Origin of the sequence: Ferrimonas balearica (genome assembly GCF_019802055.1) — a bacterium.
GTDB classification, from domain to species: Bacteria; Pseudomonadota; Gammaproteobacteria; order Enterobacterales; family Shewanellaceae; genus Ferrimonas; species Ferrimonas balearica_A.
In genome coordinates this window covers 467,512-489,783 of the sequence record NZ_JAHVHW010000004.1, presented here as the reverse complement: position 1 = coordinate 489,783, position 22,272 = coordinate 467,512, and the positions used below count along the sequence as shown (strand labels likewise).

Sequence of the window (22,272 nt, the reverse complement as noted above, 5' to 3'; positions counted from 1 at the left end):
TACCAGAGTATTTTGCGGTCGCGAGCCTCGGCTCAGTTGGCCGCTTTTTTTGTGTGTGAGTGTTCCTGATTATGTTCCGTTCGATTGTTTCCATGGCCGCCCTGGTGGTGTGCGCCAATGCACAGGCTCAAGACTCCTTCTTCCCTATCTGGGGGGATGAGGCGGAGGCGCGTGGCTACACCCTGCCCAAGCCCTATGGCCTCTCTCTCTCCTATATGGATATGAGCAACCCGGTTACCGTGAACAGCATTGAGCTGACCGGCCACCCGGTACTGGAGGCCCTGGACATCAATGCGCCGGAAGCCGACTTCGATGGCTATAACCTGACCCTGCGCGGTGATGTCTGGATCTTCCCCTTTATGAACGTCTACGGGATCCTCGGCTACACCTCCGGGGATAGCGTGGCCACCATTCGTGGTTTGAGCTGCGATCAAGACAACCTCAGCTCTACCGGGAATCCCTTGACCGATGCTGCCAACAGGGTGCTCTGTCGAGGCATTAACGAAGCCTCTGACATCGCCATCGGCGCCCCCTTTGCTCTGGAGATGAAGGGCGGTACCTACGGGGTGGGCACCACCCTGGCTGGCGGCGTGGGCAACTGGTTTGCCCTGGTGGACATGAACTACACCTACACCTCCATGAACATCATTGATGGCGACATCAAAAGCTTTGTGGCAGCCCCCCGAGTGGGCTACCGCTGGGAGTTTGATGGTGGCCGGGAGCTGCGGATCTTTGCCGGTGCCATGTATCAGAAGGTGGATCAGTACCTGACCGGCAGCCTGCTGGATCTGGGCCTGCCCCCTGAACTGAATGATCTGATCGCCGGTCTGGCACCGGACGGTCGCTTTGAGGTATCGCAGCAGGGCACCTCCCGCTGGAACACCGTGGTAGGGGCGCAGTATGCCCTGAGCCGCGACTGGGAGCTGCTGATTGAGTCGGGCTTTGGCGCACGTCGCACCAGCTTTATGTCCGTCAGCAGGCGGTTCTGATCGATGGCCCGTCATCTGTTGATCAGCGCGGCGCTGCTGTTGAGTGCTGCACCGGTTCAGGCCACTGAAATGGCCCCGGAGGCCGACCCCTCGTTGTATGAGCGGGGCCAGCAGTGGTTTGCCAAGGTGCTGGAGGAGCTGGGGGCCGATGGCGGCTTTGACCCGGATAAGGGGATCGACTGGAGCGTGATGCCCGGCCCCTTCTACACCCCGGAGAAAAGCCTGGGGATCGGCATATCCACCGTAGGCCTCTACCTGGTGGATCGCGAGGATACCGTCTCTCAGCCCAGCTCCATCACCATCAACGGCTTCGGCTCCATCAACGGCTCCCTGGGCATCGGTGTGGAGAGCCGTACCTTCCTCAAAGAGGACAAGTACCGACTCTTTATCGATGCGGAGCTTCAGGATGCGCCGGACGTGTTCTATGGCATTGGTCTGGATAACGGACGGCAGCGCTCCAACCTGACCAACTTTGAGCTGACCGAGTACCGCTTTAAGCCGCAGGCGATGATGCGGGTTCTGCCCAGCACCTTTATTGGCGCCGGTTTTGACTTGGTTGGGGTCAAAGCCCGTGAGGTGGAGCCTACGGCTCCAGGCGCGGTGCGTCTGGATACACCGGCGGCCATGTTCCCGGAGAAGAGCTTCAGCGCGGGCCCCAGTCTGCATCTGGTGCACGACTCCCGGGACTTTATTCTGAACCCCAGCCGGGGGCGGTTGCTGCAGGCGGACGTGGTGTTCTATGACGATACGTTCGGCTCCGATACCGATTTCCAGAAGGTCACCCTGAACTACAGTGACTACTGGGCGCTGGAGTCCCTGCCCGGCATTCTGGCGTGGCAGTGGGTCGGCGAGTTTAACCATGGCGACGTACCGTGGGACCAGATGGCCACGCTGGGCGGCGCCTCTCGTCTGCGCGGCTATGAACAGGGGCGCTACCGGGACAAGCAGATGACCCTGGCCCAGGTGGAATACCGTCAACCGCTGGGTGGACGCCACGGCATGGTGTACTGGGTTGGCGCTGGCACCCTGGCCGATAAGGTCTCCGAGCTGGGCGACGAGAAGTGGCTGCACACGCTTGGGGTGGGTTACCGCTTTGAGATCAAGCAGCGGGTCAACCTGCGTCTGGATATGGGCTTTGGTAACGGCGAGAACGGCTTCTACTTTGCCGTGAATGAGGCGTTCTGAGCAGAGCGAAACTGCCGAGGTAATCTCACTTTGTGATCGACAGGCTTTGAGGCCGGTCACAAAGCCATTTCGACAAACTCTATACAATGCGCGCGCTTTTTTATCACTGCCCCAGGAGAGCCCATGCTGTTTGTCGAGTTGAGTGTTGTACTGTTAGCCATCTGGTTAGGGAGTCGCCTCGGCAGTATTGGCATAGGCTACGCAGGTGGTCTGGGTGTGCTGGTGCTGGCGATGTTGGGGATGACGCCGGGTCACATTCCCACCTCGGTTATCCTGATCATCATGTCGGTGATCTCCGTTATCGCCGCGATGCAGGTAGCCGGAGGGATGGATTACCTGGTTAAGATCGCTGAACGCATCATCCGCAAGAACCCCAAACAGATCACCTACATCGCGCCGCTGGTTACCTACGGCATGACCCTCCTGGCTGGCACTGGCCACACCGCGTTCTCCACCATGCCGGTGATTACCGAAGTCGCGAAAGAGCAGGGGATCCGCCCCTCACGTCCGCTCTCCATCGCCGTTGTCGCCTCTCAGATCGCCATCACCGCTTCCCCCATCTCCGCTGCCGTCGTTGCCCTGACCGGCATCCTTGCCCCGCTGGGCGTGGATTACCTCAGCATCCTGGCCGTTTCCATCCCCGCCTCTCTGGCCGCCGTTCTGCTGACCGCCTTTGTGGCCAACCGTCAGGGAGTGGAGTTGGATCAGGACCCGGTTTACCAGAAGCGTCTGGCGGAAGGTCTGGTGCGTGCCACTAAGGCGGATGAGCTGGCGATCAAGCCCGGCGCAAAGCGCGCTGTGGGGATCTTCCTGGTCGCCATTCTGGCCATCGTGGGCTACGCCACTGCTATCAGCGACAGCGTTGGTCTGATTGAGAATCCGGTGATGGCCCGTGACCAGGCGATCATGATTCTGATGCTCTCCGCCGCCGCCCTGATCACCCTGGTGTGCAAGGTGGATACCGCTCAGATCCTGGGCGCCAGCACCTTTAAGGCGGGGATGAGCGCCTGTATTTGTGTATTGGGTGTGGCCTGGCTGGGTGACACCTTTGTCTCCGCCCACATCGACTCCATCAAAGAGGTGGCGGGTGAGCTGGTTCAGAACTACGCCTGGTTGCTGGCGGTGGCGCTGTTCTTTGCCTCCATGCTGCTCTACTCCCAGGCGGCAGCGACCGTGGCGCTGATGCCTGCCGCTGTTGCCATGGGTGTGGAGCCGCTGGTGATTGTGGCCTCCTTTGCGGCGGTTTCTGCCCTGTTTGTTCTGCCCACCTATCCGACCCTGCTGGCGGCGGTGGAGATGGACGACACCGGTTCCACCCGCATCGGCAAGTACGTGTTCAACCACCCCTTCCTGCTGCCCGGCGTCGTGGCCATCACGCTGGCGGTGGCCTTCGGCTTTGCCATCGGCTCCGTGGTGCTCTAAGCGCCACACGCCCCCAGGCCCTGGCTGCGCTCGGCAATAAAGCCACGCAGCCAGCGGTGGGCCGGGTCGCTGTCCAGCGTTTCCGGCCAGATTAATCGGTAACTGATCGGCGCCAACTGCAGCGGCAGTGGCAGCACCGCCAGGGCGTAACGCGCCGCCAACTGGTGGGCGAACACACTGGCGCTGGTGAACACCATGTCGGTGTGCTGTGCCATCAACGCCGCACTGTGAAAATCCGGTACCTGTACCGCCACCGGGCGCTTCATGCCGGAGGTGGCGAGAACATGGTCCATCAGCCACAGCTCGGTGCCTTCAACCCAGATCTGGATATGGTTCAGATCGAGAAAGCGCTCCAGATCCCAGCCGCCATCCAGCGCCGGGTGGTCCTCCCGAACCAGACAGACGTTGATGTCCTGATAGAGCTCCAGCTGGGGCAGATTGGGCAGATCCCGGATGTGCCATGGCGCCCGGGCGCGCTCGTCGGTGTCCCGTGCCAACAGCAGCAGGTCCAACTGGCCCCGGGCCAACAGCTCCAGCTTGTCGTTAGAGCCAGGCACCATATCCAGCCGCATGCCGGGGGCCTGCACCTGCAGGTCGGTCAGTACCCGGTGCATCAGGCTGGGAAACGCGGTTTCCACCACGCTGGCCCGAAACTGGCGCTGGTCCGTGTTGGGGTCGAACCCAGGTGGGATAAGCAATTCGCAGGAGAGACGCAGCCACTGGCGCAACTTCGGCTCCAGTGCCAACGCTTTTGGGGTGGGAGCCAGACCCTGCCCGGCGCGAACAAACAGGGGGTCATCCAGCGACTTGCCCAACTGTTCCCGTAGCTTGCTGAGCTGCTTACTGACCGCGGACTGGCTCAGATGCAGACGCTGGGCTGCAGCACTGACGCTGCCCTCCTCAAGCAGCACCAGCATCAGGCGTAACAGGTTCAGGTCCAGAATATCCAGGGCCACGGGGCGCTCCTTTAACTTATTCCATTTTGGAAAGTGTCAGCTGACAACAAATCATTATTTATCATAACTTGGCTTGCCTACAATGGCGGCCTCAATCCTCATTGAAGTGGTGCCATGACTCGTCCCGTTCCTTTCGTTCTTCTGATGCTGCTGGTGGCATTCAGCCCGCTGGCCATCGACATCTTCCTGCCTGCCGTGCCTGAGATGGCTTCGGCGCTTGGCGCTCCCCTGCCTCAGGTTCAGGCCATCGTAGCCGTATTTCTGCTGGCGATGGGTCTGGGACAACTGCTGGCAGGCCCGCTGGCGGATCGCTATGGTCGTCGCCCGCTGGCATTGACGGGCATCGCCCTCTATCTGGCCGGGTCGCTTCTGGCCGCCTGGGCCAACCTGATTGAAGTGCTGTGGCTGGCGCGCTTGCTGCAAGGCTTTGGCGCCTGCGCCGTGGTGGTTGCCGCCATGTCCGGCGTACGGGACAGCTACGGACCGGAGCGGGCCGGCCCCATTTACAGCTATCTCAACGGCGTGATCTGCGTAGTACCGGCCCTGGCGCCGCTACTGGGCGGGGTTCTCGCTGAGCTGTGGGACTGGCGTGCGACCTTCTACTTTATGGCCGCGTACGCGCTGTTTGCCGGTGTCCTGGTGGCCTGGCGTCTTCCGGAGACTCGACCTGCAGACACCCGTAGCGACGGCGCACTGGTAAGTTGGGCCCGCTATCAGCCGGTGCTGGTCAATCCGGTTTTCCAGTACCACACCGGCTTTATCATGCTGGCGATGGCAGTGATCATCGGTTATGTCAGCATTGCACCGGTTCAGTTGATGGTCGAGATGGCGCAAAGCCCGATGGCGTTCAGCCTCTGGTTCGGCACCAACGCGGCGATCAACATCGCGGCTGCCTTTGCGGCTCCCAGCATTGTGGCGCGCATCGGTAAACGGGCGGGTCTCAAGCTGGCCGTGGTGCTGTGTCTTATCGCGGCACTAAGCCTTCTGGGCCTGAGCCACATCGCTCACCCGCTGGCCTTTATGGGTCCGGTCTTTATCGCCAGCATCGGCTTCTGCTTTGTCTTTGCTGTGAGTGGGGGATCGGCGCTGGCGCCCTTTGGTGAGCGGGCCGGTACCGCTTCGGCGCTGATGGGACTGTTCCAGATGACTGGCGCGTCACTGCTGGTGGGGCTGGTCAACCTAATGCCGCTGCCGTCGGTAGCGTCATTGGCGGTGCTGATGGTGCTGCCTATGGTCTGGCTGGGCCTGGCCCGCCTGAACCGGACTGGCCATCAGCAGGTGATGGCGGCGATGATGCCGGTCAGCGACAACGCCCCCGCAAACTGACCCCCTGGCGAGTAGGATAGCGCTGGTCGATACGGTAGCCATTTAAACAGAGTTGCCGTTCATCCAGCGCTTTCTCCAGGTCCAGGTAGAGCTGATGCTGGTCAATCATCGGCCCCTGTCCTGGCAACACCGGAGCGTTCGCATCTCTGGAGTCCGGCACCTCCACCAGTAATGCTTGCTCCCGACGACGGGAGCGGCGTTCCTGCTCCGGCTGAATGTAGTTGAAGGTGAAGCGCGTTTCGCCATCCGGCCCCTGCTCGGTATTGAAAAAGTGCTGAGGCGGAGGCGGGATGGGGGCCTTGCCTGCACAGGCTGCCAGTCCGGACACCAGCAGCAGTAGGAACGCCAGGGGCATGGGTAACTCCATCGAAATAAGCGGGTTAAGACTATAACCTGAACTTAGGGTTCCCTGCATGGATGCGGTTTTTTCTTTCCGGTGATTCGGTTCACCCTTTCACTTCGTTTTACCCACAAATGCTTGACCTTGGACAGGCTCCAGGCGCTATGCTTGCGGCAATTTGTCTACCAAACTACGAGAAACCATCGTGAAAAAGATCCTTGGTATCGCCCTGGCCCTGATCCTGGCCGGTTGTTCCGAATCCGCTCCTGAAGCTCCTGCCAAGACTGAGGCTGCTGCGCCTCAGGCCGCTGCTCCGGTGGCTCAGCAGGCAGACCAGTCTGCTCAGTTCAAAGAGGGCGTGCACTACCGGGTGGTTAACCCCAACGGTAAGGTTGAGCAGCCCACCGTTACCGAGTTCTTCTCCTTCTATTGTGGCGGTTGCTACAACATGGAGTCTCGCTTCCTGCCCACCATCGTTCCGGCGATCGAAGCCAAGGGCCTGACCTTTGAGCAGAAGCACGTAAACTTCGCTCGTAACGACGCAGACCACCAAACCTACGAAGCGGTTATCCGCGCCTTTGCCACCGTGCAGGAGATGGGCCAGCAGAAGCTGATCAAAGATCCGATGTTCGCGCTGATGGGTGGTAAGGACCACAACCACACCGCGGGCGACACTCACGGTGAAGGCATCAACAGCCTGGCGGATGTGCGCGCCATCTTCGTTGAGAACGGCGTAGACGCCGCTCAGTTCGACAAGATTGCTCAAACTCCGGCTGTCTCCGAGCAGGTTGAGCTGTGGGCCAAAGAGCAGCGCCTGTACCAGGTGGGCTCCATCCCGGCGTTCGTGGTAAACAACAAGTACCTGATCGAACTGAACCAGATCGAGTCTGTTGGTCAGCTGGTTGACCTGATGGCCTACCTGGCCAACAAGTAATTCCTGCGGGATGCCGCAGACAGGAAACGCCGCCCGATTGGGCGGCGTTTTTTATTTGTAGTGATTGGCCCCTGAGAGTGGGCGAGAGGACGCTCCCTGTCCTGCCACCACAGGGGTTAAGGGGTTCAGAGGTGGTCGGTCACATCCAGGGTCTCACCATGGTGGCTGCCGGACAGGGCCGCCAGGTAGGTTTTGCTGGTGTCGGCGGCGCTGATGCCATGGGTCGAGTCCATCCCCATCATCGCCATGGTCTCCTTGACGAAGGCCGGGGCGACCACATTAAGTCGCAGTTGTGGCAGCTCAAGGGCGGCGGCCCGGACAAAGCTTTCCAGTGCCCCGTTGGCCATGGCGATACTGCTGCTGCCCGGCATCGGATGGCGGGAGAGGATGCCGGAGGTCAAGGTGATTGAGCCGCCTTCGTTCACATAGGACTGGCCGATGCGGACCAGATTGACCTGCCCCATCAGTTTGTTTTGCAGTGCCAGGTCAAAGTCTGCGTCCGACAGCTGTGCCATTGGGCCAAACTTGGCCAGGCCAGCGGTGCTGATGATGGCATCCACCTTGCCGACCGTTTCGAAAAGGCGCTGAATCGAAGCCGGATTGCCCAGATCAACCTGATGCATGCCATCCCGAAAACCCACGGTGATCAACTCGTGCTGGTCACTCAGGGCGCGCTCTACCGCTTTGCCAATGGTGCCGGTGGCACCGATCAGTAATACCTTCATCTCACTCTCCACTGGGGCGTTTGAACTTGGACACAGCCTACTCCTGTGCGCATAATCGAAAAATAACGTCGTAATGAAATGACTTTTCACATTATGAGAAAAATGGATCTGCTCAACGCGATGCGCACCTTTGTCGCCGTGGTTGCACAGCGCAGCTTCAGTGGTGCCGCCAAGACTCTGGGCATCGTTAACTCCGCAGTGAGCCGCCAGATTACGGAGCTGGAAAAGCACTATGGCTGCCAGTTGCTGGTACGCAGTACCCGCTCAATGAACCTGACGCCGGAGGGGCACCACTTTCTGGCCGAGTTTGAGGCGATTCTGTCCCGTCTGGATCAGCTGGAGCAGGGGGCTATCGATCGGCGCAGCGCCATCGCCGGACGCATCCGCATCTCCTCTCCCCTGCACAGCGCCCAACTGGGGCTGCAGCCCGCCTTAAGTCACTTTCTGAGTGACCATCCCGAGGTCTCTCTCAGCTGGCTGCTGGTCAATCGGCAGGTCAACCTGGTGGAGGAGGGAGTGGATCTGGCGATTCGGGTGGGTGACCTGCCGGATTCCGGTCTGGTGGCGCGCCCCTACGCCACGGTGTCGATCGACTTTGTCGCCAGCCCGGACTATCTGGCGCGCTATGGTGCACCGGAGCACCCCAAGTCGCTGAGCCAGCATCGCTGCATTGTTGATAACTCCAACCCGCAGTTGACTCGATGGCGCTACCAGGAGGCGGGGCAGGAGCATCAAATCCGGGTGCCCGGCACTCTGGAGGTGAACCAGGGTGAGCTGGCGGCACAGTTCGCTGCGGATGGTCTGGGCATTGCGCAGTTGCCCCGATTTATGGTGGCGCCCTATCTGGACAGCGGGCGGCTGGTGTCGGTGCTGGAGTCGTATCGTCTGCCCCCATTCCCGATTTCACTGATCTATCCGGCCAACCGGACCACCAGTGCTCCGGTGCGGGCGCTGGTGGATCACCTGCTGCAGCATAAGCCGGAAACTCTTGCCCTGTAACGTGCTGGTGGGTGAGTGGGGCGCATCGTTAAATTCGTCACCGTTTGCGCCAGAGAGGTCACGCTTTCGCTGGTGGACAGGGTGGGCTCCTCGCTGGCAAACTCTGTGATTGTGTCAAAAATGTCATCAACATTAATGAGTTCTCATTGCATGTTGAGGCTAAGGGCGTTGTGAGTTCCGGGCCGGTAAACGTAACGGTTAAACACCATTGGAGTGAAAATGAATAATAAGATTATTGGCATTGTGCTTATCGTCGCAGGCGTTGCTTTGGCTTTCTGGGGTTACAACATCTACGACTCCGCAAGCTCTCAGGTAACCCGCGCCCTGAGCGGAGAAACGCCGATTGAAGCCTGGGCCGGCATGGTCGGCGGTGCGATTCTGGCGCTGATCGGTCTGACGCGGCTGAAGTGATCCGTTTCGACGTCGCCAGATAGATGCGGCCTGGATGACCGGGCCCGCATTACCGGATAGCCGATTCGGCCCCGGAAACAACGCCCCCGAATGGGGGCTTTGTTGTTTCTGGGAAACGCCTGGCCTTTGAGGGATTTCATGTAAGGCCGGCTCAACGATACGTGCGTTACTGCACAAGTTGGCGGTGTGGCTTATATCCAGTTTGTGATCAATGGTTTAGAAATAGATAAATTAGATTTATCTTAATTAATGATTGAGGCACGATTCTCCCCACTTGTATAAAGCCGTAAGGAAGGAATCGTTATGTCTCGTATCAAACACGGGTTTCTGGCCACTCTGCCGCTGCTGTGCTGCCTCTCTCTGCCCACTGTGACCGCCGCTGAGGCGCCGCTGGATAGCCGGGCTCTGACCGGTGTCAGCCAGGGTAAAGCGCTGTTCGACATCAATCTGGCGGAGGAGGCGAAACTGCCTCTCTACCTACAGGTCATTGAGAAAACCTACGATGGCCTGGTGGCCCAGGGGGTATCTCCCGACTTCGTTATCGCCTTTCGTGGGCCGGCGGTGCAGTTCATTGATGACAGTACCGCCGATGCTGCAACTCAGCAGCAGATTGCGGCGCTGATTGCCCGTCTGGCTGCCAAAGGGGTGCACCTTGAAGCCTGCGCCATCGCAACCGGGCTGTTCAATGTGGAAGAGAAGGCATTGCTGCCGGGGATTGAGCTGGTCGGTAATACCTTTATCTCTTTGATTGGTTACCAGGCTCAGGGGTACGGCACCATCGTGGTGATGTAACCGGAAGGGGCCTGTTAGGGCCCTTTTAAGAGAAACAAAAAAGCCCCCATAAAGGGGGCTTTGTTTTGTCCGCGAAACCCGGGGGAATTAGCGAGACTTCACGTAAGGCTGGCCTACCGCTTTCGGACCTACGGCTTTGCCGATAAAGCCCGCCAGCAGCAGTACGGTCAGCACGTAAGGCAACACTTCGATCGCCTGTACCGGCACTTCGCCAACAACCGGCAGTTCCACGCCCTGCAGGCGAACCGCCAGCGCGTCGAGGAAGCCGAACAGCAGACAGCCCAGCATCACCGGAACCGGACGCCACTTACCGAAGATCAGTGCCGCCAGTGCGATAAAGCCCTTACCGGCACTCATGTTGGGCACAAAGCCCGCAGCATGACCGGTGGAGAGGTAGGCACCGGCGATGCCCGCCAGGATACCGGCGATGATCAGGGCGCGGTAACGCAGCCAGGTTACGGAGATACCAGCGGTATCAACGGAGTGCGGGTTCTCCCCTACGGCGCGCAGACGCAGACCGAAACGGGTGCGTTGCAGGATCCACCAGGACAGAGGCACCATGGCGAAGGCCAGGTACACCAGCAGGGTGTGGCCGGACAGCAGCTTGGAGTAGAGCAAACCGATCACCGGGACGTCCGCCAGCATCTCAGCCAGAGGCAGCGTGATCGCCTGGAAGCGTTGGCCACCGGAGAGGGCCGGAGTCTGTCCGCCCATCTCGAACCAGTAGCGGCCCAGAGTGATGGTCAGGCCCGCCGCCAGCATGTTGATGGCGGTACCGGAAACGATCTGGTCGCCACGGTGGGTGATGGACGCAAAGCCGTGGATCAGGCTCATCATCACACCGGTCACCATGCCAGCCAGCATACCCAGCCAGACGCTGTTGGTGGCGAAGGCGGTGGCGGCAGCGGCAAAGGCGGAAGCCAGCAGCTTACCCTCAAGGGCGATGTTCACCACGCCGGAGCGCTCAGAGAACAGGCCCGCCAGAGCCAGCAGCAGCAGCGGTGTGGAGACGCGCAGGGTGGCGTCCAGCAACAGGATAATGGTCTCAAACATGGCTTAGGCCTCCTGCGCTTTCAGTTTTTCCGCCTTGGCGGCGGTCAGAGCCAGGTAGATCTTCTCTACCGGCTTCACCAGCATCAGCGACAGCGCTCCGGAGAACAGCACCACCAGGGCCTGCACCACTTCCACCATTTCGCGGTCCACGTTGGGGTATTCGAACGACAGTTCGTTACCGCCCTGGAACAGTACGCCAAACAGCAGCGAAGCGAACAGGATGCCGATGGGATGGCCGCGGCCAATCAGCGCTACCGCAATCCCGGTAAAGCCGTAGCCAGCCACGAAATCCAGACGCAGCTGATGGCTGTAGCCGGTGATTTCGTTCATCCCCAGCAGACCGGCCAGACCACCGGAGATCAGCATGACGATCACGGTCAGACGCTTGGGGTTGATGCCGCCGTAGCTGGCTGCAGTGGGGTTGGCACCCAGTGCGCGGATGGCGTAGCCCCAGCGGGTGTGCCACAGCAGCAGCCAGACCATCACCAGAGCGAACAGCGCGATAAAGAAGGAGAAGTTCAGCGGGCTCGGGTCGAAGGCGATACCGAACCAGCCCAGGATCTCATCCATCATCGGCAGACGGGCATTCTCGCCAATCAGGCGGGATACCGCAGACATCTCGCCGTCCGGCTTCAGCACGTTCACCATCAGGTACACCATCAGCGAGGAGGCGATGAAGTTGAACATGATGGTGGTGATCACCACGTGGCTGCCACGGTAGGCCTGCAGGTAAGCGGGGATCAGCGCCCACAGGGCACCGAACAGCATGCCGCCGAGCATGGAGATCGGGAAGATCACCCAGAACGGCATGGAGGCATCCAGCGCCAGACACATCAGGCCGGTGCCGAGACCGCCAATGTAGGCCTGACCCTCACCACCGATGTTGAACAGACCGGCAGAGAAGGCCACCGCAACCGCGAGACCGGTAAAGATGAAGTTGGTGGCGTAGTAGAGGGTGTAACCCACCCCTTCCTGGTAACCCAGTGCGCCCCGCAGCATCAGGGAAGCCGCTTCAACCGGGTTAACGTCCACGGCGAGGAACACCAGAGCGGACACCGCAAAGGCCAGCAGCAGGTTCAGAAGCGGCAGCAGCAGGATGTTGATCCAGGCTGGCAGTTTATTGTTAGTCACAGGGTCTCTCCTGCTTTGAGTTCATCAGGAATGACGTTGGCCATCATCATGCCGAGGATCCGCTCATTGGCTTTGTCTGCCGGGACCTCACCAACGATGTTGCCGTCGAACATCACCACGATGCGGTCGGACAGGGCCAGGATCTCATCCAGCTCCACAGAGACCAGCAGCACACCTTTGCCCTGGTCGCGCATGTCGATGATGCGCTTGTGGATGTACTCGATGGCACCGATGTCCACGCCCCGGGTCGGCTGACCAATCATCAGCACGTCCGGGTCCTGGTCCACTTCGCGGGCGATGATCAGCTTCTGCTGGTTGCCCCCGGAGAACAGGGAGGAGCGCAGTTTCGGGTTGCGCGGACGCACATCCCACTCCTCCATCAGGTCGCGACATTTGGTTTCGATCACTTTCGGTTTGGAGAGCACCGGACCGTTGTACTGGCCTTGCTCATGGAAGCCCAGAATGGCGGACTCCTCAGCGGAGAAGCTCTTGATCAGGCCCATGGCCAGACGATCTTCCGGTACGTGGCCGACCTTCATGGCGCGAACGGATTTCGGGTCAGAAGGGGAGGTTGGGGTGATCAGGTGGTCGCCAATACGGATCTCACCTTTGGTGGGCACCAGAATGCCCGCCAGCGCTTCCATCAGCTCAGACTGGCCATTGCCGGATACCCCGGCAATGCCGACCACTTCACCGGCGCGGATCTCCAGGCTGACGGATTTCAGCATGTCGACGCCACGGCTGTCGGTGTAGGTCAGGTCGCGGGTGGACATCAGGACTTCGCCGGGGTTGGCGGCACCTTTTTCCACCTTCAGGCGTACCTTGCGGCCCACCATCAGTTCTGCCAACTCTTCCTTGTTGGTGTCAGCGGTTTTAACGTGCCCCACCATGGCGCCCTGGCGCATGACGGAGACGTTGTCGGTGACCGCCAGGATCTCCCGCAGCTTGTGGGTGATCAGCAGAATGGTGACGCCCTGGCTACGCAGCGCGTCGAGAATACGGAACAGGTGATCGGTTTCCTGCGGGGTCAGTACCCCGGTGGGTTCATCCAGGATCAGCACCTTGGCGCCCCGGTACAGGGCTTTGAGGATCTCCACCCGTTGCTGCAGGCCTACCGGCAGCTCTTCAATGGTGGCGTCCAGCGGGACATCCAACTGGTACTCCTTGGCCAGGCGGGTCAGTTCCTTGCGCGCCTTACCCAGTGAGTTGGCCAGCAGTCCACCCTCTTCGGCACCCAGGATGACGTTTTCCAGCACGGTGAAATTGTCCACCAGCATAAAGTGCTGGTGCACCATACCGATACCGGCAGCGATCGCTTCCCGGGAGTTGGTGATGTTTTGGCGTTCACCTTCCACCAGGATGTCACCAGAGTCCGCTTCGTAGAAGCCGTAGATGATGTTCATCAGAGTGGATTTACCGGCGCCGTTTTCGCCGATGATGCCGTGGATGGTGCCGGCAGGGACTTGCAGATTGATGTCGCGGTTGGCGTGGACATCACCAAACCGCTTTTCGATACCGCGCAGTTCCAGTGCAAGCGGCGACTTGGGTCGGGCTTGAGACATGGCTGAGTTTCTCGCTATTGCATGATAGAAAGCCCCCGGGGAACGGGGGCTTTTCTTAAGTCACTGAATCCGTTAGAGGATTAGTATTTGCAGCTGTTGTCAGCCATGTAGTCGTGTACCACGATCTCGCCAGCGATGATCTTCTGAGCGATGGCGTTCAGTTGCGCTTCGTCCTCGGCGCTGATCAGGTCGCGGTTGTACTCGTCCAGAGCCCACTCGATGCCGCCGTCGGCCAGACCGTTAGCCTGGATACCGGTGGTGAAGTTACCCGCCTGGTACTCTTCGAATACTTTGTAGGTGGTGTAACCAACACGCTTAACCATGGAGGTCAGCATGGTGCCCGGGTGCATGTGGTTCTGGTTGGAGTCTACACCGATGGCGAACTTGCCTTCGTCTTTGGCAGCCTGGTAAACGCCGTTACCGGTACCACCAGCGGCAGCGAATACGATGTCAGCGCCACGGGAGAATTGGCTCTTGGCCAGCTCAGCACCACGAACCGGATCGGCGAAGGCCGCCGGAGTGGAGCCGGTCATGTTCTGGAACACTTCAGCGTCGCCGCTTACGTGCTTAACACCCTGCTCGTAACCGCAAGCAAACTTACGGATCAGCGGGATGTCCATGCCGCCGATGAAGCCCACTTTCTGGGTCTCGGACTTCATGGCCGCCAGGGCGCCCACCAGGAAGGAACCTTCGTGCTCTGCGAACACCAGAGATTTCACGTTCGGCAGGTCAACCACGGAGTCGATGATGACGAAGTCGGTTTCCGGGTACTTCTTAGCGACTTTCTCCAGGGAAGCGGCGTAGTTGAAGCCAACTACAACGATCGGAGAGTAACCGCGGCGAGCCATACGCTCCAGGCCCTGCTCACGCTGGGTGTCGTTGGACGGCACGTATTCGAATACCTTCACGCCTTTGTCGTTGTTGAAGGCGATAACGCCGTTCTCGTAAACAGCTTGGTTGAAGGATTTGTCGTGCTTACCAGCGGTATCGTAAGCCACAGCCGGTTTGAAATCGGCGGCGCCGGCGACAAAAGAGGTCAGGGCCAGAGACACTGCGGCGGCAGTGGCGGCAAGAGCTTTCTTCATCATATCCTCGCGTGTAGTAATTTTCTTTTATTGATCCCCTCCATGGGGATTCTCTGTCACAGCCATATAACGGCATCGAAGCTTGAGCAAGCGGTTAAAACCGCCGGCGAGTTCGAATGTGAGATGGATCACGAAACTGGACGGAGCAGAGTCTACCAGCTGAACAAATTGCTGCAATGAATAGGAATTCGCCCTGCTTAAAAAAACATCATTCGTAGAAAAATTACAAAAAAAAGCGCCATCGGTGGGTTTCCGATGGCGCCATTTGTTGGTTATTTAGCGAAAGAAAAGTTGCGAAAGCGGATTCAGGATCCTGGCCAGACCAGAGGTGAAGTGCAGGGGCTGATCCAGGGCGCTGATCACCAGGCAGTCCTCGTCAGAGTCGGTATGCGGTTGGTGGTTGTGGCGGCCATCCAAATGGATGAAGTCGCCCGCTTTGTACTCCCCGCGCTCATCGGCAAAACCGCCGTGCAGCACCAGGGTGATCTCCTCTCCCTGATGGGTGTGCTGGGGCACGGAACTGTTGGCGTCCATATGGATAAAGAAGAAGCGATCGCCATCGCCCTCGGCATTGAGCTTGGCCTGATGCAAGCCACCAGGCAGGCGGCTCCAGCTACCCAACTGCGGCATCTGCCGTGCCAGTACCCGGGGCAGCACGAATCGGCGATGCTCCAGTTGCAGCTCAATCTGCGGTTCCACCACCGGCGCCTCCAAAGGGGTGTCCGGCAGATTGTCGAGCAGGGTGGCCAGCAACGCCTCTGAGGCATTTTGATCCTGCGGAGCGAACGGCTGATGCCAGCACTGCTCTGAAAGGGATTGCTCATGCTGAGCCACCTGGTGTCGGCATACCGGGCACATCTCAATATGGGCGGCCAGAAGCAGTGCCTTGCCGCCATAGAGACGGCCTTCGGCGTAAGCCTGCAACCACGCCGTATCGGGGTGGTGGTTAATGCTGTTCATCCAAAAGCTCCCGTATCCGGTTCAGCGCGAGGCGCAGGCGAGATTTAACGGTACCCAGCGGTACCCCGAGTGCATCGGCAACCTCTTGGTGAGACCGGTCTTCGAAATAGATCATGGTGACCACCTGCAGCTGCTTGGGCGGCAGGTGCTGACAAAACTGCTCAAGCTGTTGTCGTAGGATGGGCTGGTCCAGCTGATCAGACTCTGCATCAAACTCCAGTGCGGGTTCGAGATAGAGGTCTTCAGCACTGGGGTGCTCCGGTCTGGCCTGTGCACGCCGCATCATGTCGAAACTGACATTACGGGCAACGGTAAAGACCCAGGTGGACACCCGGCCCTTGTCGGGATGATAAAGGTGCGCTTTGAGCCACACCTTGGTCATCGCTTCCTGCACCATCTCCTGAGCCAGCGCATCGCTGCCAAGCTGATGCCGGGCATGGCTTAGCAAGCGTGGGGCGAAATGCCTGAATAGATGGGCAAATGCCGTTTTATCACGCTGCTCAGCAACGGCCCTCAACCAGAGGCGATGCTGCTCTGCTTCATCCTTAACTTTGGTCACTGGAACCCTGTGCTCCGCGATCATCTGCATGTGATGAGTATCTCCGGCATTGTGGGCATTATCCAGTGTCCTTACGCCGCCGTGGCAAAACCGGATCACTGGTTTTGAACCAACTGGTCGAGCAGAGAGAGGGTCTGGTCCGGGTCGGACGTCCACAATCGCTGCTTCTGGCCCGCTTCCAACGGCACAACCTCCAGCCAGCGCTGTGCCAGCCAGGCGGCGTCCTGCCACTGGGGCGTCGGGTAGAGGCTGCCCAGGTCCGGATAGTCCTCATAGATCTGCGCCAACTTCTCTCTCAACGGGGAGAAGCGTTCTGGCAGGGGCTGATGAGACCAGTTTTCTACCGGTCGCACCCGCCCCAACCGCAGCCCATCGATTTCAGTGTCGATGGTGAGGATCTCGATCTTCTGTGTCCCCTCGACGGTGATCCCCAGCATGCCGTCATCCAGCGCATCAAAATCGACCACCCGAACCAGCGTGGCCAGCGGCCAGATGTGGGTATTGCTCTGCTTGTCCCCTTTCGGGTCCAGCATGCACATGGCGAAGGCGTGCTCCCGCCCGAAGCTCTCTTTGACCATACGCAGATAGCGTGGCTCGAAGATACGCAGAGGCAACCGGCCGCCTGGAAATAGGTGGCTGGTGAGCGGAAACAGGGGCAAGGATTCAATAACTGACATTCAGGTGTCCCAAACGGCGGATTGGATACGCTGTTTACGCAAAGACGGGGCAAAGGGTTCAGTGATCTTTTTTCCTATGCTTGCCGTAGTAAGGGTCTATTCAGCAACACAAAACTGTCTGATCGAATGAATACCGTGTTGATTACCGGGGCGACGTCAGGGATTGGCGCCCAACTGGCTAAAGCGCATCTGGCCCAGGGCTGGCGGGTGATTGCCTGTGGACGCAATCCGGACGCTCTGACGCGTTTGGCGTCTGACCATCCGTCCGGACAGGTTGTGCCTGCCCGATTCGATGTGACCAATGAAGCGGAGACCCGTGACGTACTGAGCGACACCCTGGAGCGGGTGTTGGCAGACCAAGCGCTGGATCGCGCCATTCTCAATGCGGGAACCTGCGAATACCTGGATGTGGATGACTGGCAGTGCGACAAGTTTCGCCAGGTAGTGGAAGCCAATCTGATGGGGCCTGCCCACTGTCTTGGACCGATTTTGCCCCGCCTGCAGCGCAGCAGTGAGCTGGTGATTGTGGACAGTCTGGCGCGATTGCTGCCTTTCACCCGAGCCCAGGCCTATGGCGCCAGTAAAGCGGCTCTGCACTACCTGACCCGAACCCTGGAGGTCGACCTGGCCGAACGCGGCGTTCGGGTAATGGCCATCTCACCGGGGTTTGTGGATACCCCGCTGACCCGCCGTAACACCTTTGGTATGCCTGCCCTGTTGACGGTTGAGGAGGCCGCTGCCGCCATCATGCAGGGCATGGCGACGAAGAAACGGACGATTCGATTTCCCCGCCGATTGGCTTGGCCTTTGACCCTGTTGTCCTGGCTGAGCGAAGGCGCGCAAGTAAGGGTATGCCGATGGCTGAAGAAGCAAGATTGAAGATTGCCGTGGTGGGTGGCGGCGTTGCAGGGATGACCTGTGCCCACCTGCTCGGTCAGCAGCACCAGGTCACCCTGTTCGAGCCCGAATCCTGGCTCGGTGGTCACACCCACACCGTTGAGGTGGATGGGCAGGCCGTGGACACCGGATTCATTGTCTATAACGACCGTACTTACCCGAATTTCCAGAAATTGCTGGCGTCCCTGGGTGTGAAAGGGCGCCCCACCGAAATGAGCTTTTCAGTGGCGGACCCCGACCTGAATCTTGAATACAACGGGCACAATCTGAATACCCTGCTGGCGCAGCGACGCAACCTGTTGCGGCCGGCATTCTGGTCGATGGTGAGTCAGATCCTGAGGTTCAACAAGCTGGGGAAACGGTTGGTGGAGGAGGAGGCGATTCCCGATCTTACCCTCGGGGAGTTTCTGCATCAGGAGGATTTTTCCGGCTGGATGGTAAGCCACTATCTGCTGCCCATGGGGGCGGCGATCTGGTCCTGCAGTCTTAACGACATGCGAGCCTTTCCTTTGCGATTCTTCCTTCGTTTCTTCCACCACCATGGCCTGCTGGATATTGCCAACCGCCCTCAATGGTACACAGTGCAAGGGGGCTCATGGAGTTATGTCAGGGCGATCTTGTCGTCGGGTCGCTTCCAGCTGGAGCTGGAGAATGGCGTACAAAAGGTGTGGCGCCATCCGTCTGGTGTTGAACTGGAAGACAGCGACGGTCAGCGTCGCCACTTTGACCAGGTGATTCTGGCCTGCCATTCCGATCAGGCGCTCGCGATGCTGCAGGACGCTTCCGAGGCGGAACAAGCCATACTCGGGGCGATCCGCTATGCCCCCAACGAGGTGATTCTGCACACCGACATCCGCACATTGCCGGAGCGGCGCAACGCCTGGGCCAGTTGGAACTACCGGTTGGGCAGTGCGGTGGGGGAGAGTCGCCCGGTGACCGTCACCTACAACATGAACATTCTGCAGGGGCTGACCTCCGACACGACCTACTGTGTGACCCTGAATCCGATTGAACCCATCGATCCCGACACCATCAAAGGCCGCTATCGTTACAGTCATCCGCAGTTTGATCTGGCGGCCGAGGCGGCCAAGGCGGAGCGCACCCGGATCTGTGGCGTCGAGCGTACCCACTTCTGCGGCGCCTACTGGTACAACGGATTCCATGAGGATGGCGTGCGCAGCGCCCTGGATGTCTGTCAGCGTTTTGGAGTGGCGTTATGAGGTCACAACTGGCGACCGGAACGGTCCTGCATCACCGCTTCAGCGAGCCTGAGCACCGGTTTCGCTACGGTATCCATATGCTGATGCTGAACCTGGATGAGTTATCGGAGATCGCCCCACTGTGGCGGCGCCCCCTGTTCTGGTGGCGTCGGCAGGATTATCTGGGGGAGGGGGATCTCAAGCAGGCGGTGCTGGCCCGAATGAACCAACTCAGCGATACCCCGCTCGATGGCACCGTCTGGCTGCTGGGGCAGTATCGCAATCTCGGCCTCTATTTCTCCCCCGTGAACTTCTATTTGCTGGAGGGTGAGGGCGGCTTTACCCATATGCTGGCGGAGGTCAGCAACACCCCCTGGAATGAGCGGCACCACTACCTGGTGCCCCTGAGCACCTGTGACGGGCACGACAAAGCATTCCATGTCTCTCCCTTTATGCCGATGGGGTTGCAGTACCAGTGGCAGGTGACGCTGGAGCAGCGCCGAATCGGTGTGGTCATCCGCTGCCTCTCGGCGGAAACCGGACGGCCCAGGTTTGTGGCTGACCTGCGCCTGACGACCGAGCCCCTGAACCAGGCTGGGTTGTGGCGCGTATGGAGACGGACCCCTTCCATGACCATAAAAACGGTGGCGGGCATCTACTTTGAGGCGCTCAGGCTCTGGCTGAAAGGCGCCACCTTTTACCCTCACCCCCAAGCAAACAGGACGCAAGGAGAACGAAAATGACGACAGAAGTGACCACCGCGCCCCGATGGGATGTCGCCCTTTGCCGGGCTCTGCTTTTGAAGCTGTTGCCCAGTCTGAAGCACGGCACCCTGGTGTTGCAGGAGGGGGGAGAGCGCTGGCAGTTCGGTGAGGGGAACCCGCAGGTCTCAATGACCATCCATCGCCCCGGTGTCTGGCGGGCCCTGCTGTTTGGCGGGTCCATTGCCCTGGCTGAGAGCTATCGTGATGGCGATGTGGCGTGCAGCGACCTGACGTCACTGCTGTCATTGTTTGCCCGAAACCTCGACTGGCTGGACCGTCTGGAGTCCCGATTTGGCTTCGTGCTGGGTCCCTGGCAGACCCTCAAACACCGCCTGCGCCACAACTCCAAGGCCAATGCCCGTAAGAACATCGAAGCCCATTACGACCTCTCTAACGACTTTTATCGGCTGTTCCTCGATAACGGCATGGTTTACTCCAGCGCCATCTGGCGGGAAGCCAGCGATCTGGACGCCGCTCAGTTCAACAAGATGGATCGTCTCTGCCACGAATTGGAACTGACTCCCGAGGACCACCTTCTCGAGGTGGGGACCGGCTGGGGCGCGTTGGCGATCCATGCCGCGCAAACTTATGGCTGCAGAGTGACCACCACCACCATCTCCGAGGCCCAGTACCGGGAAGCGAAGGCCCGGGTAGAAGCCGCGGGCCTGACCGACCGCATTACGTTATTGCGATTGGACTACCGGGAACTGACCGGGCAGTTCGACAAGATCGTGTCTGTGGAGATGATCGAAGCGGTGGGGGAGCGTTACCTTCCCGGCTACTTCCGCACCCTGAACCGGTTGCTGAAGCCTGGTGGCCGGGCCGCCATTCAGGCGATCACCATTGCAGACCAGCGCTACGATAGCTACCGGCGCGGTGCCGACTTTATCCAGACCTACATCTTTCCAGGCGGTTTTCTGCCCAGCGTCAGGGTGATGGGGGAACTGGTGGCCCAGGAAACTGACATGGTGATCCGGGACCTGACCGACATCGGGCTCGACTATGCCCGTACCCTGGCGGAGTGGCGAACCCGGTTTGAGGCAGCGCTGCCCCAGGTCAGAAAATTGGGTTTTGATGATCCCTTTATCCGTCTGTGGCGTTACTACTTCTGTTACTGCGAAGCGGGCTTCCTGACCCGTCGGGTCAGCACCGTACAGCTGACGATGGAGAGAGCCCGGTAATGATACCGTCGGAGGTAGCCGATGCTCACCACCCTATTGCTTTCTCTCAGTCTGAACGCCCTGCCGACTGAAGCACCCTCGCTGGCGATGATGAAGCCAGTGGGGGAGTCCCGGCTCAAGGTGCTCTGGTTTCCCATCTACCACGCCCGGCTCTATAGCGACGACGGGCGCTACGATGGTATCGAGCCCCCGCTGCTGCTGGATCTGACCTACCTGCGCGACATCGATGCCGAGGATCTGCTGGAGCACACCCGCTCGGAGTGGCAACGGTTAGCACTCTACGAATCCCGGGACAGTGAGGCCTGGCTGGCTTCGTTGGCGGCCATCTGGCCCGATGTGGCGGAGGGGGATAGGCTTACCCTGATGGTGCAGCCGCAGCACAGCACCTTCTACTTCAATGGCGAGCCGATTGGCACCATCGCTGAGTCCCGCTTTGGTGAGCAGTTCCTCTCCATCTGGCTGCACCCGGACTCCCGCTATCCCAAGCTCCGCAACGCCCTGATAGGACAACGCTGATGACCTTACCTCTGCGCCACTTTGCGATTGCCGCGCTGATGCTGCTACTGGGCGCCTGCTCCGGTGGTGACCTTACCCAATACCAGGGGAAGACCCCGGCGCTGCATCTGCCCACCTTCTTCCAGGGGCCGCTGCTGGCCACCGGCATGGTGCAGGATCGCAGTGGCAATGTGACCCGACGCTTTACCGTTGAGATGACGGGCACCTGGCAGGGCAACGAAGGGGTACTGGATGAAACCTTCTACTGGGAAGACGGTGAGGTCAGCAAACGGATCTGGCGTTTGACCGATCTGGGCGAAGGGCGCTACCAGGGGGAGGCAGACGATGTGCTGGACCAGGCAGAAGGACTGGCGGTCGGCCCGGTGCTGAAGTGGCGGTACAAGCTGCAACTGCCGGAGGAGCAGGGGGGCTGGGTGCTCACCTTCGATGACACCATGGTGCTGGTGAACGACGATGAGCTGCTCAACGTGGCGGTGATGACCAAGTGGGGGCTTGAGGTGGGTCGGGTGGTGCTGACCATTCGCAAAGTGACCGATTAAGCCTTCCTTCCGCCGTTCGCGAATCGCAATAATTTTTGCGCCAAACAAGAGAAAAAATATAAAGGTTAAC

24 protein-coding genes are annotated in these 22,272 nt (G+C 59.7%); 14 read left to right on the top strand and 10 right to left on the bottom strand.

All coding sequences use genetic code 11. From position 1 onward, the window contains the following. The first annotated feature begins 71 nt into the window (after positions 1 to 71). The 3 genes from KUV52_RS03160 (at position 72) to KUV52_RS03150 (ending at position 3,596) form a co-directional block, all read left to right on the top strand. Complete coding sequence (locus KUV52_RS03160) at positions 72 to 989, top strand: hypothetical protein (protein WP_222524465.1); 918 nt, start codon at positions 72 to 74, stop codon at positions 987 to 989. A gap of 3 nt (positions 990 to 992) precedes the next feature. Beyond that, entirely contained in the window at positions 993 to 2,174 is a 1,182-nt protein-coding gene (locus KUV52_RS03155) for an outer membrane protein assembly factor (protein WP_261389836.1), read from the top strand. Between the two features lie 123 nt (positions 2,175 to 2,297). Beyond that, positions 2,298 to 3,596: an anaerobic C4-dicarboxylate transporter gene (locus tag KUV52_RS03150; RefSeq protein WP_222524464.1), complete on the top strand. Its 1,299-nt coding sequence runs from the start codon at positions 2,298 to 2,300 to the stop codon at positions 3,594 to 3,596. Here the strand turns inward: KUV52_RS03150 and KUV52_RS03145 are convergent. Next, complete coding sequence (locus KUV52_RS03145) at positions 3,593 to 4,552, bottom strand: LysR family transcriptional regulator (protein ID WP_222524463.1); 960 nt, start codon at positions 4,550 to 4,552, stop codon at positions 3,593 to 3,595. The genes KUV52_RS03150 and KUV52_RS03145 overlap by 4 nt on opposite strands. 114 nt (positions 4,553 to 4,666) lie before the next feature. Here KUV52_RS03145 and KUV52_RS03140 point away from each other — a divergent pair, with 114 nt between their 5' ends. Next, entirely contained in the window at positions 4,667 to 5,878 is a 1,212-nt protein-coding gene (locus tag KUV52_RS03140) for a multidrug effflux MFS transporter (RefSeq protein ID WP_222524462.1), read from the top strand. On the opposite strand, the gene KUV52_RS03135 is transcribed toward KUV52_RS03140, so the two are convergent. After that, on the bottom strand, positions 5,853 to 6,233 hold the full coding sequence (locus KUV52_RS03135) for a hypothetical protein (RefSeq protein WP_222524461.1): 381 nt from the start codon (positions 6,231 to 6,233) through the stop codon (positions 5,853 to 5,855). The genes KUV52_RS03140 and KUV52_RS03135 overlap by 26 nt on opposite strands. A 190-nt stretch (positions 6,234 to 6,423) precedes the next feature. Between KUV52_RS03135 and KUV52_RS03130 the strand changes: the two genes are divergently transcribed. Beyond that, positions 6,424 to 7,152, top strand: coding sequence for a thiol:disulfide interchange protein DsbA/DsbL (locus KUV52_RS03130; RefSeq protein ID WP_222524460.1), 729 nt, complete (start codon positions 6,424 to 6,426; stop codon positions 7,150 to 7,152). 125 nt (positions 7,153 to 7,277) lie between these two features. On the opposite strand, the gene KUV52_RS03125 is transcribed toward KUV52_RS03130, so the two are convergent. Continuing rightward, positions 7,278 to 7,877: a short chain dehydrogenase gene (locus KUV52_RS03125; protein ID WP_222524459.1), complete on the bottom strand. Its 600-nt coding sequence runs from the start codon at positions 7,875 to 7,877 to the stop codon at positions 7,278 to 7,280. Positions 7,878 to 7,979: 102 nt separating this feature from the next. On the opposite strand from KUV52_RS03125, the gene KUV52_RS03120 reads away from it, so the two are divergent. From KUV52_RS03120 to KUV52_RS03110, 3 genes are all read left to right on the top strand, one after another. Beyond that, positions 7,980 to 8,876 (top strand): LysR family transcriptional regulator, encoded by an 897-nt coding sequence (locus KUV52_RS03120; RefSeq protein WP_222524458.1) that lies wholly within the window; start codon positions 7,980 to 7,982, stop codon positions 8,874 to 8,876. A gap of 219 nt (positions 8,877 to 9,095) precedes the next feature. Further along, positions 9,096 to 9,287 (top strand): DUF3185 family protein, encoded by a 192-nt coding sequence (locus tag KUV52_RS03115; RefSeq protein ID WP_222524457.1) that lies wholly within the window; start codon positions 9,096 to 9,098, stop codon positions 9,285 to 9,287. Positions 9,288 to 9,590: 303 nt separating this feature from the next. Then, positions 9,591 to 10,079: a DsrE family protein gene (locus KUV52_RS03110; protein ID WP_222524456.1), complete on the top strand. Its 489-nt coding sequence runs from the start codon at positions 9,591 to 9,593 to the stop codon at positions 10,077 to 10,079. Positions 10,080 to 10,166: 87 nt separating this feature from the next. Here the strand turns inward: KUV52_RS03110 and KUV52_RS03105 are convergent, their stop codons facing one another. The 7 genes from KUV52_RS03105 to KUV52_RS03075 all read right to left on the bottom strand — a co-directional run bounded on the left by KUV52_RS03105 (position 10,167) and on the right by KUV52_RS03075 (position 17,106). Beyond that, positions 10,167 to 11,132: an ABC transporter permease gene (locus tag KUV52_RS03105; RefSeq protein ID WP_222524455.1), complete on the bottom strand. Its 966-nt coding sequence runs from the start codon at positions 11,130 to 11,132 to the stop codon at positions 10,167 to 10,169. A gap of 3 nt (positions 11,133 to 11,135) precedes the next feature. Continuing rightward, positions 11,136 to 12,263, bottom strand: a complete 1,128-nt coding sequence (locus KUV52_RS03100) for an ABC transporter permease (protein ID WP_222524454.1) — start codon at positions 12,261 to 12,263, stop codon at positions 11,136 to 11,138. After that, positions 12,260 to 13,825: an ABC transporter ATP-binding protein gene (locus KUV52_RS03095; RefSeq protein ID WP_222524453.1), complete on the bottom strand. Its 1,566-nt coding sequence runs from the start codon at positions 13,823 to 13,825 to the stop codon at positions 12,260 to 12,262. The genes KUV52_RS03100 and KUV52_RS03095 overlap by 4 nt, the downstream gene beginning before the upstream one ends. 80 nt (positions 13,826 to 13,905) lie before the next feature. After that, positions 13,906 to 14,910, bottom strand: coding sequence for a BMP family protein (locus tag KUV52_RS03090; protein WP_222524452.1), 1,005 nt, complete (start codon positions 14,908 to 14,910; stop codon positions 13,906 to 13,908). Between the two features lie 276 nt (positions 14,911 to 15,186). Then, positions 15,187 to 15,870 (bottom strand): ChrR family anti-sigma-E factor, encoded by a 684-nt coding sequence (locus tag KUV52_RS03085; RefSeq protein WP_222524451.1) that lies wholly within the window; start codon positions 15,868 to 15,870, stop codon positions 15,187 to 15,189. Further along, positions 15,857 to 16,459 (bottom strand): sigma-70 family RNA polymerase sigma factor, encoded by a 603-nt coding sequence (locus KUV52_RS03080; RefSeq protein ID WP_222524450.1) that lies wholly within the window; start codon positions 16,457 to 16,459, stop codon positions 15,857 to 15,859. Before KUV52_RS03080 ends, KUV52_RS03085 begins: the two co-directional genes overlap by 14 nt. A 65-nt stretch (positions 16,460 to 16,524) precedes the next feature. Then, complete coding sequence (locus KUV52_RS03075; RefSeq protein ID WP_222524449.1) at positions 16,525 to 17,106, bottom strand: LON peptidase substrate-binding domain-containing protein; 582 nt, start codon at positions 17,104 to 17,106, stop codon at positions 16,525 to 16,527. A gap of 126 nt (positions 17,107 to 17,232) precedes the next feature. On the opposite strand from KUV52_RS03075, the gene KUV52_RS03070 reads away from it, so the two are divergent. The 6 genes from KUV52_RS03070 to KUV52_RS03045 are packed head-to-tail and all read left to right on the top strand — an operon-like array spanning position 17,233 to position 22,202. Next, positions 17,233 to 17,985: an SDR family NAD(P)-dependent oxidoreductase gene (locus tag KUV52_RS03070; RefSeq protein WP_222524448.1), complete on the top strand. Its 753-nt coding sequence runs from the start codon at positions 17,233 to 17,235 to the stop codon at positions 17,983 to 17,985. Next, positions 17,964 to 19,223: an NAD(P)/FAD-dependent oxidoreductase gene (locus KUV52_RS03065; RefSeq protein WP_222524447.1), complete on the top strand. Its 1,260-nt coding sequence runs from the start codon at positions 17,964 to 17,966 to the stop codon at positions 19,221 to 19,223. Before KUV52_RS03070 ends, KUV52_RS03065 begins: the two co-directional genes overlap by 22 nt. Further along, positions 19,220 to 19,945: a DUF1365 domain-containing protein gene (locus KUV52_RS03060; protein WP_222524446.1), complete on the top strand. Its 726-nt coding sequence runs from the start codon at positions 19,220 to 19,222 to the stop codon at positions 19,943 to 19,945. Before KUV52_RS03065 ends, KUV52_RS03060 begins: the two co-directional genes overlap by 4 nt. Beyond that, positions 19,942 to 21,147: an SAM-dependent methyltransferase gene (locus KUV52_RS03055; RefSeq protein ID WP_222524445.1), complete on the top strand. Its 1,206-nt coding sequence runs from the start codon at positions 19,942 to 19,944 to the stop codon at positions 21,145 to 21,147. Before KUV52_RS03060 ends, KUV52_RS03055 begins: the two co-directional genes overlap by 4 nt. Before the next feature lie 21 nt (positions 21,148 to 21,168). Then, the gene (locus tag KUV52_RS03050; RefSeq protein ID WP_222524444.1) at positions 21,169 to 21,663 is read left to right on the top strand and encodes a chalcone isomerase family protein; all 495 of its coding nucleotides are present in this window, start codon (positions 21,169 to 21,171) and stop codon (positions 21,661 to 21,663) included. Beyond that, positions 21,663 to 22,202: a DUF3833 domain-containing protein gene (locus tag KUV52_RS03045; protein ID WP_222524443.1), complete on the top strand. Its 540-nt coding sequence runs from the start codon at positions 21,663 to 21,665 to the stop codon at positions 22,200 to 22,202. Before KUV52_RS03050 ends, KUV52_RS03045 begins: the two co-directional genes overlap by 1 nt. The last annotated feature ends 70 nt before the right edge of the window (positions 22,203 to 22,272 follow it).

Excerpts from the sequence above, each read along its gene's own strand:
- KUV52_RS03140 (WP_222524462.1), top strand. The coding sequence starts at position 4,667 with ATGACTCGTCCCGTTCCTTTCGTTCTTCTGATGCTGCTGGTGGCATTC.
- KUV52_RS03055 (WP_222524445.1), top strand. The coding sequence starts at position 19,942 with ATGACGACAGAAGTGACCACCGCGCCCCGATGGGATGTCGCCCTTTGC.
- KUV52_RS03090 (WP_222524452.1), bottom strand. The coding sequence starts at position 14,910 with ATGAAGAAAGCTCTTGCCGCCACTGCCGCCGCAGTGTCTCTGGCCCTG.
- KUV52_RS03050 (WP_222524444.1), top strand. The coding sequence starts at position 21,169 with ATGCTCACCACCCTATTGCTTTCTCTCAGTCTGAACGCCCTGCCGACT.
- KUV52_RS03085 (WP_222524451.1), bottom strand. The coding sequence starts at position 15,870 with ATGAACAGCATTAACCACCACCCCGATACGGCGTGGTTGCAGGCTTAC.
- KUV52_RS03120 (WP_222524458.1), top strand. The coding sequence starts at position 7,980 with ATGGATCTGCTCAACGCGATGCGCACCTTTGTCGCCGTGGTTGCACAG.
- KUV52_RS03135 (WP_222524461.1), bottom strand. The coding sequence starts at position 6,233 with ATGCCCCTGGCGTTCCTACTGCTGCTGGTGTCCGGACTGGCAGCCTGT.
- KUV52_RS03075 (WP_222524449.1), bottom strand. The coding sequence starts at position 17,106 with ATGTCAGTTATTGAATCCTTGCCCCTGTTTCCGCTCACCAGCCACCTA.
- KUV52_RS03060 (WP_222524446.1), top strand. The coding sequence starts at position 19,220 with ATGAGGTCACAACTGGCGACCGGAACGGTCCTGCATCACCGCTTCAGC.
- KUV52_RS03105 (WP_222524455.1), bottom strand. The coding sequence starts at position 11,132 with ATGTTTGAGACCATTATCCTGTTGCTGGACGCCACCCTGCGCGTCTCC.
- KUV52_RS03080 (WP_222524450.1), bottom strand. The coding sequence starts at position 16,459 with ATGCAGATGATCGCGGAGCACAGGGTTCCAGTGACCAAAGTTAAGGAT.
- KUV52_RS03095 (WP_222524453.1), bottom strand. The coding sequence starts at position 13,825 with ATGTCTCAAGCCCGACCCAAGTCGCCGCTTGCACTGGAACTGCGCGGT.
- KUV52_RS03045 (WP_222524443.1), top strand. The coding sequence starts at position 21,663 with ATGACCTTACCTCTGCGCCACTTTGCGATTGCCGCGCTGATGCTGCTA.
- KUV52_RS03125 (WP_222524459.1), bottom strand. The coding sequence starts at position 7,877 with ATGAAGGTATTACTGATCGGTGCCACCGGCACCATTGGCAAAGCGGTA.
- KUV52_RS03115 (WP_222524457.1), top strand. The coding sequence starts at position 9,096 with ATGAATAATAAGATTATTGGCATTGTGCTTATCGTCGCAGGCGTTGCT.
- KUV52_RS03110 (WP_222524456.1), top strand. The coding sequence starts at position 9,591 with ATGTCTCGTATCAAACACGGGTTTCTGGCCACTCTGCCGCTGCTGTGC.
- KUV52_RS03155 (WP_261389836.1), top strand. The coding sequence starts at position 993 with ATGGCCCGTCATCTGTTGATCAGCGCGGCGCTGCTGTTGAGTGCTGCA.
- KUV52_RS03065 (WP_222524447.1), top strand. The coding sequence starts at position 17,964 with ATGGCTGAAGAAGCAAGATTGAAGATTGCCGTGGTGGGTGGCGGCGTT.
- KUV52_RS03070 (WP_222524448.1), top strand. The coding sequence starts at position 17,233 with ATGAATACCGTGTTGATTACCGGGGCGACGTCAGGGATTGGCGCCCAA.
- KUV52_RS03160 (WP_222524465.1), top strand. The coding sequence starts at position 72 with ATGTTCCGTTCGATTGTTTCCATGGCCGCCCTGGTGGTGTGCGCCAAT.
- KUV52_RS03150 (WP_222524464.1), top strand. The coding sequence starts at position 2,298 with ATGCTGTTTGTCGAGTTGAGTGTTGTACTGTTAGCCATCTGGTTAGGG.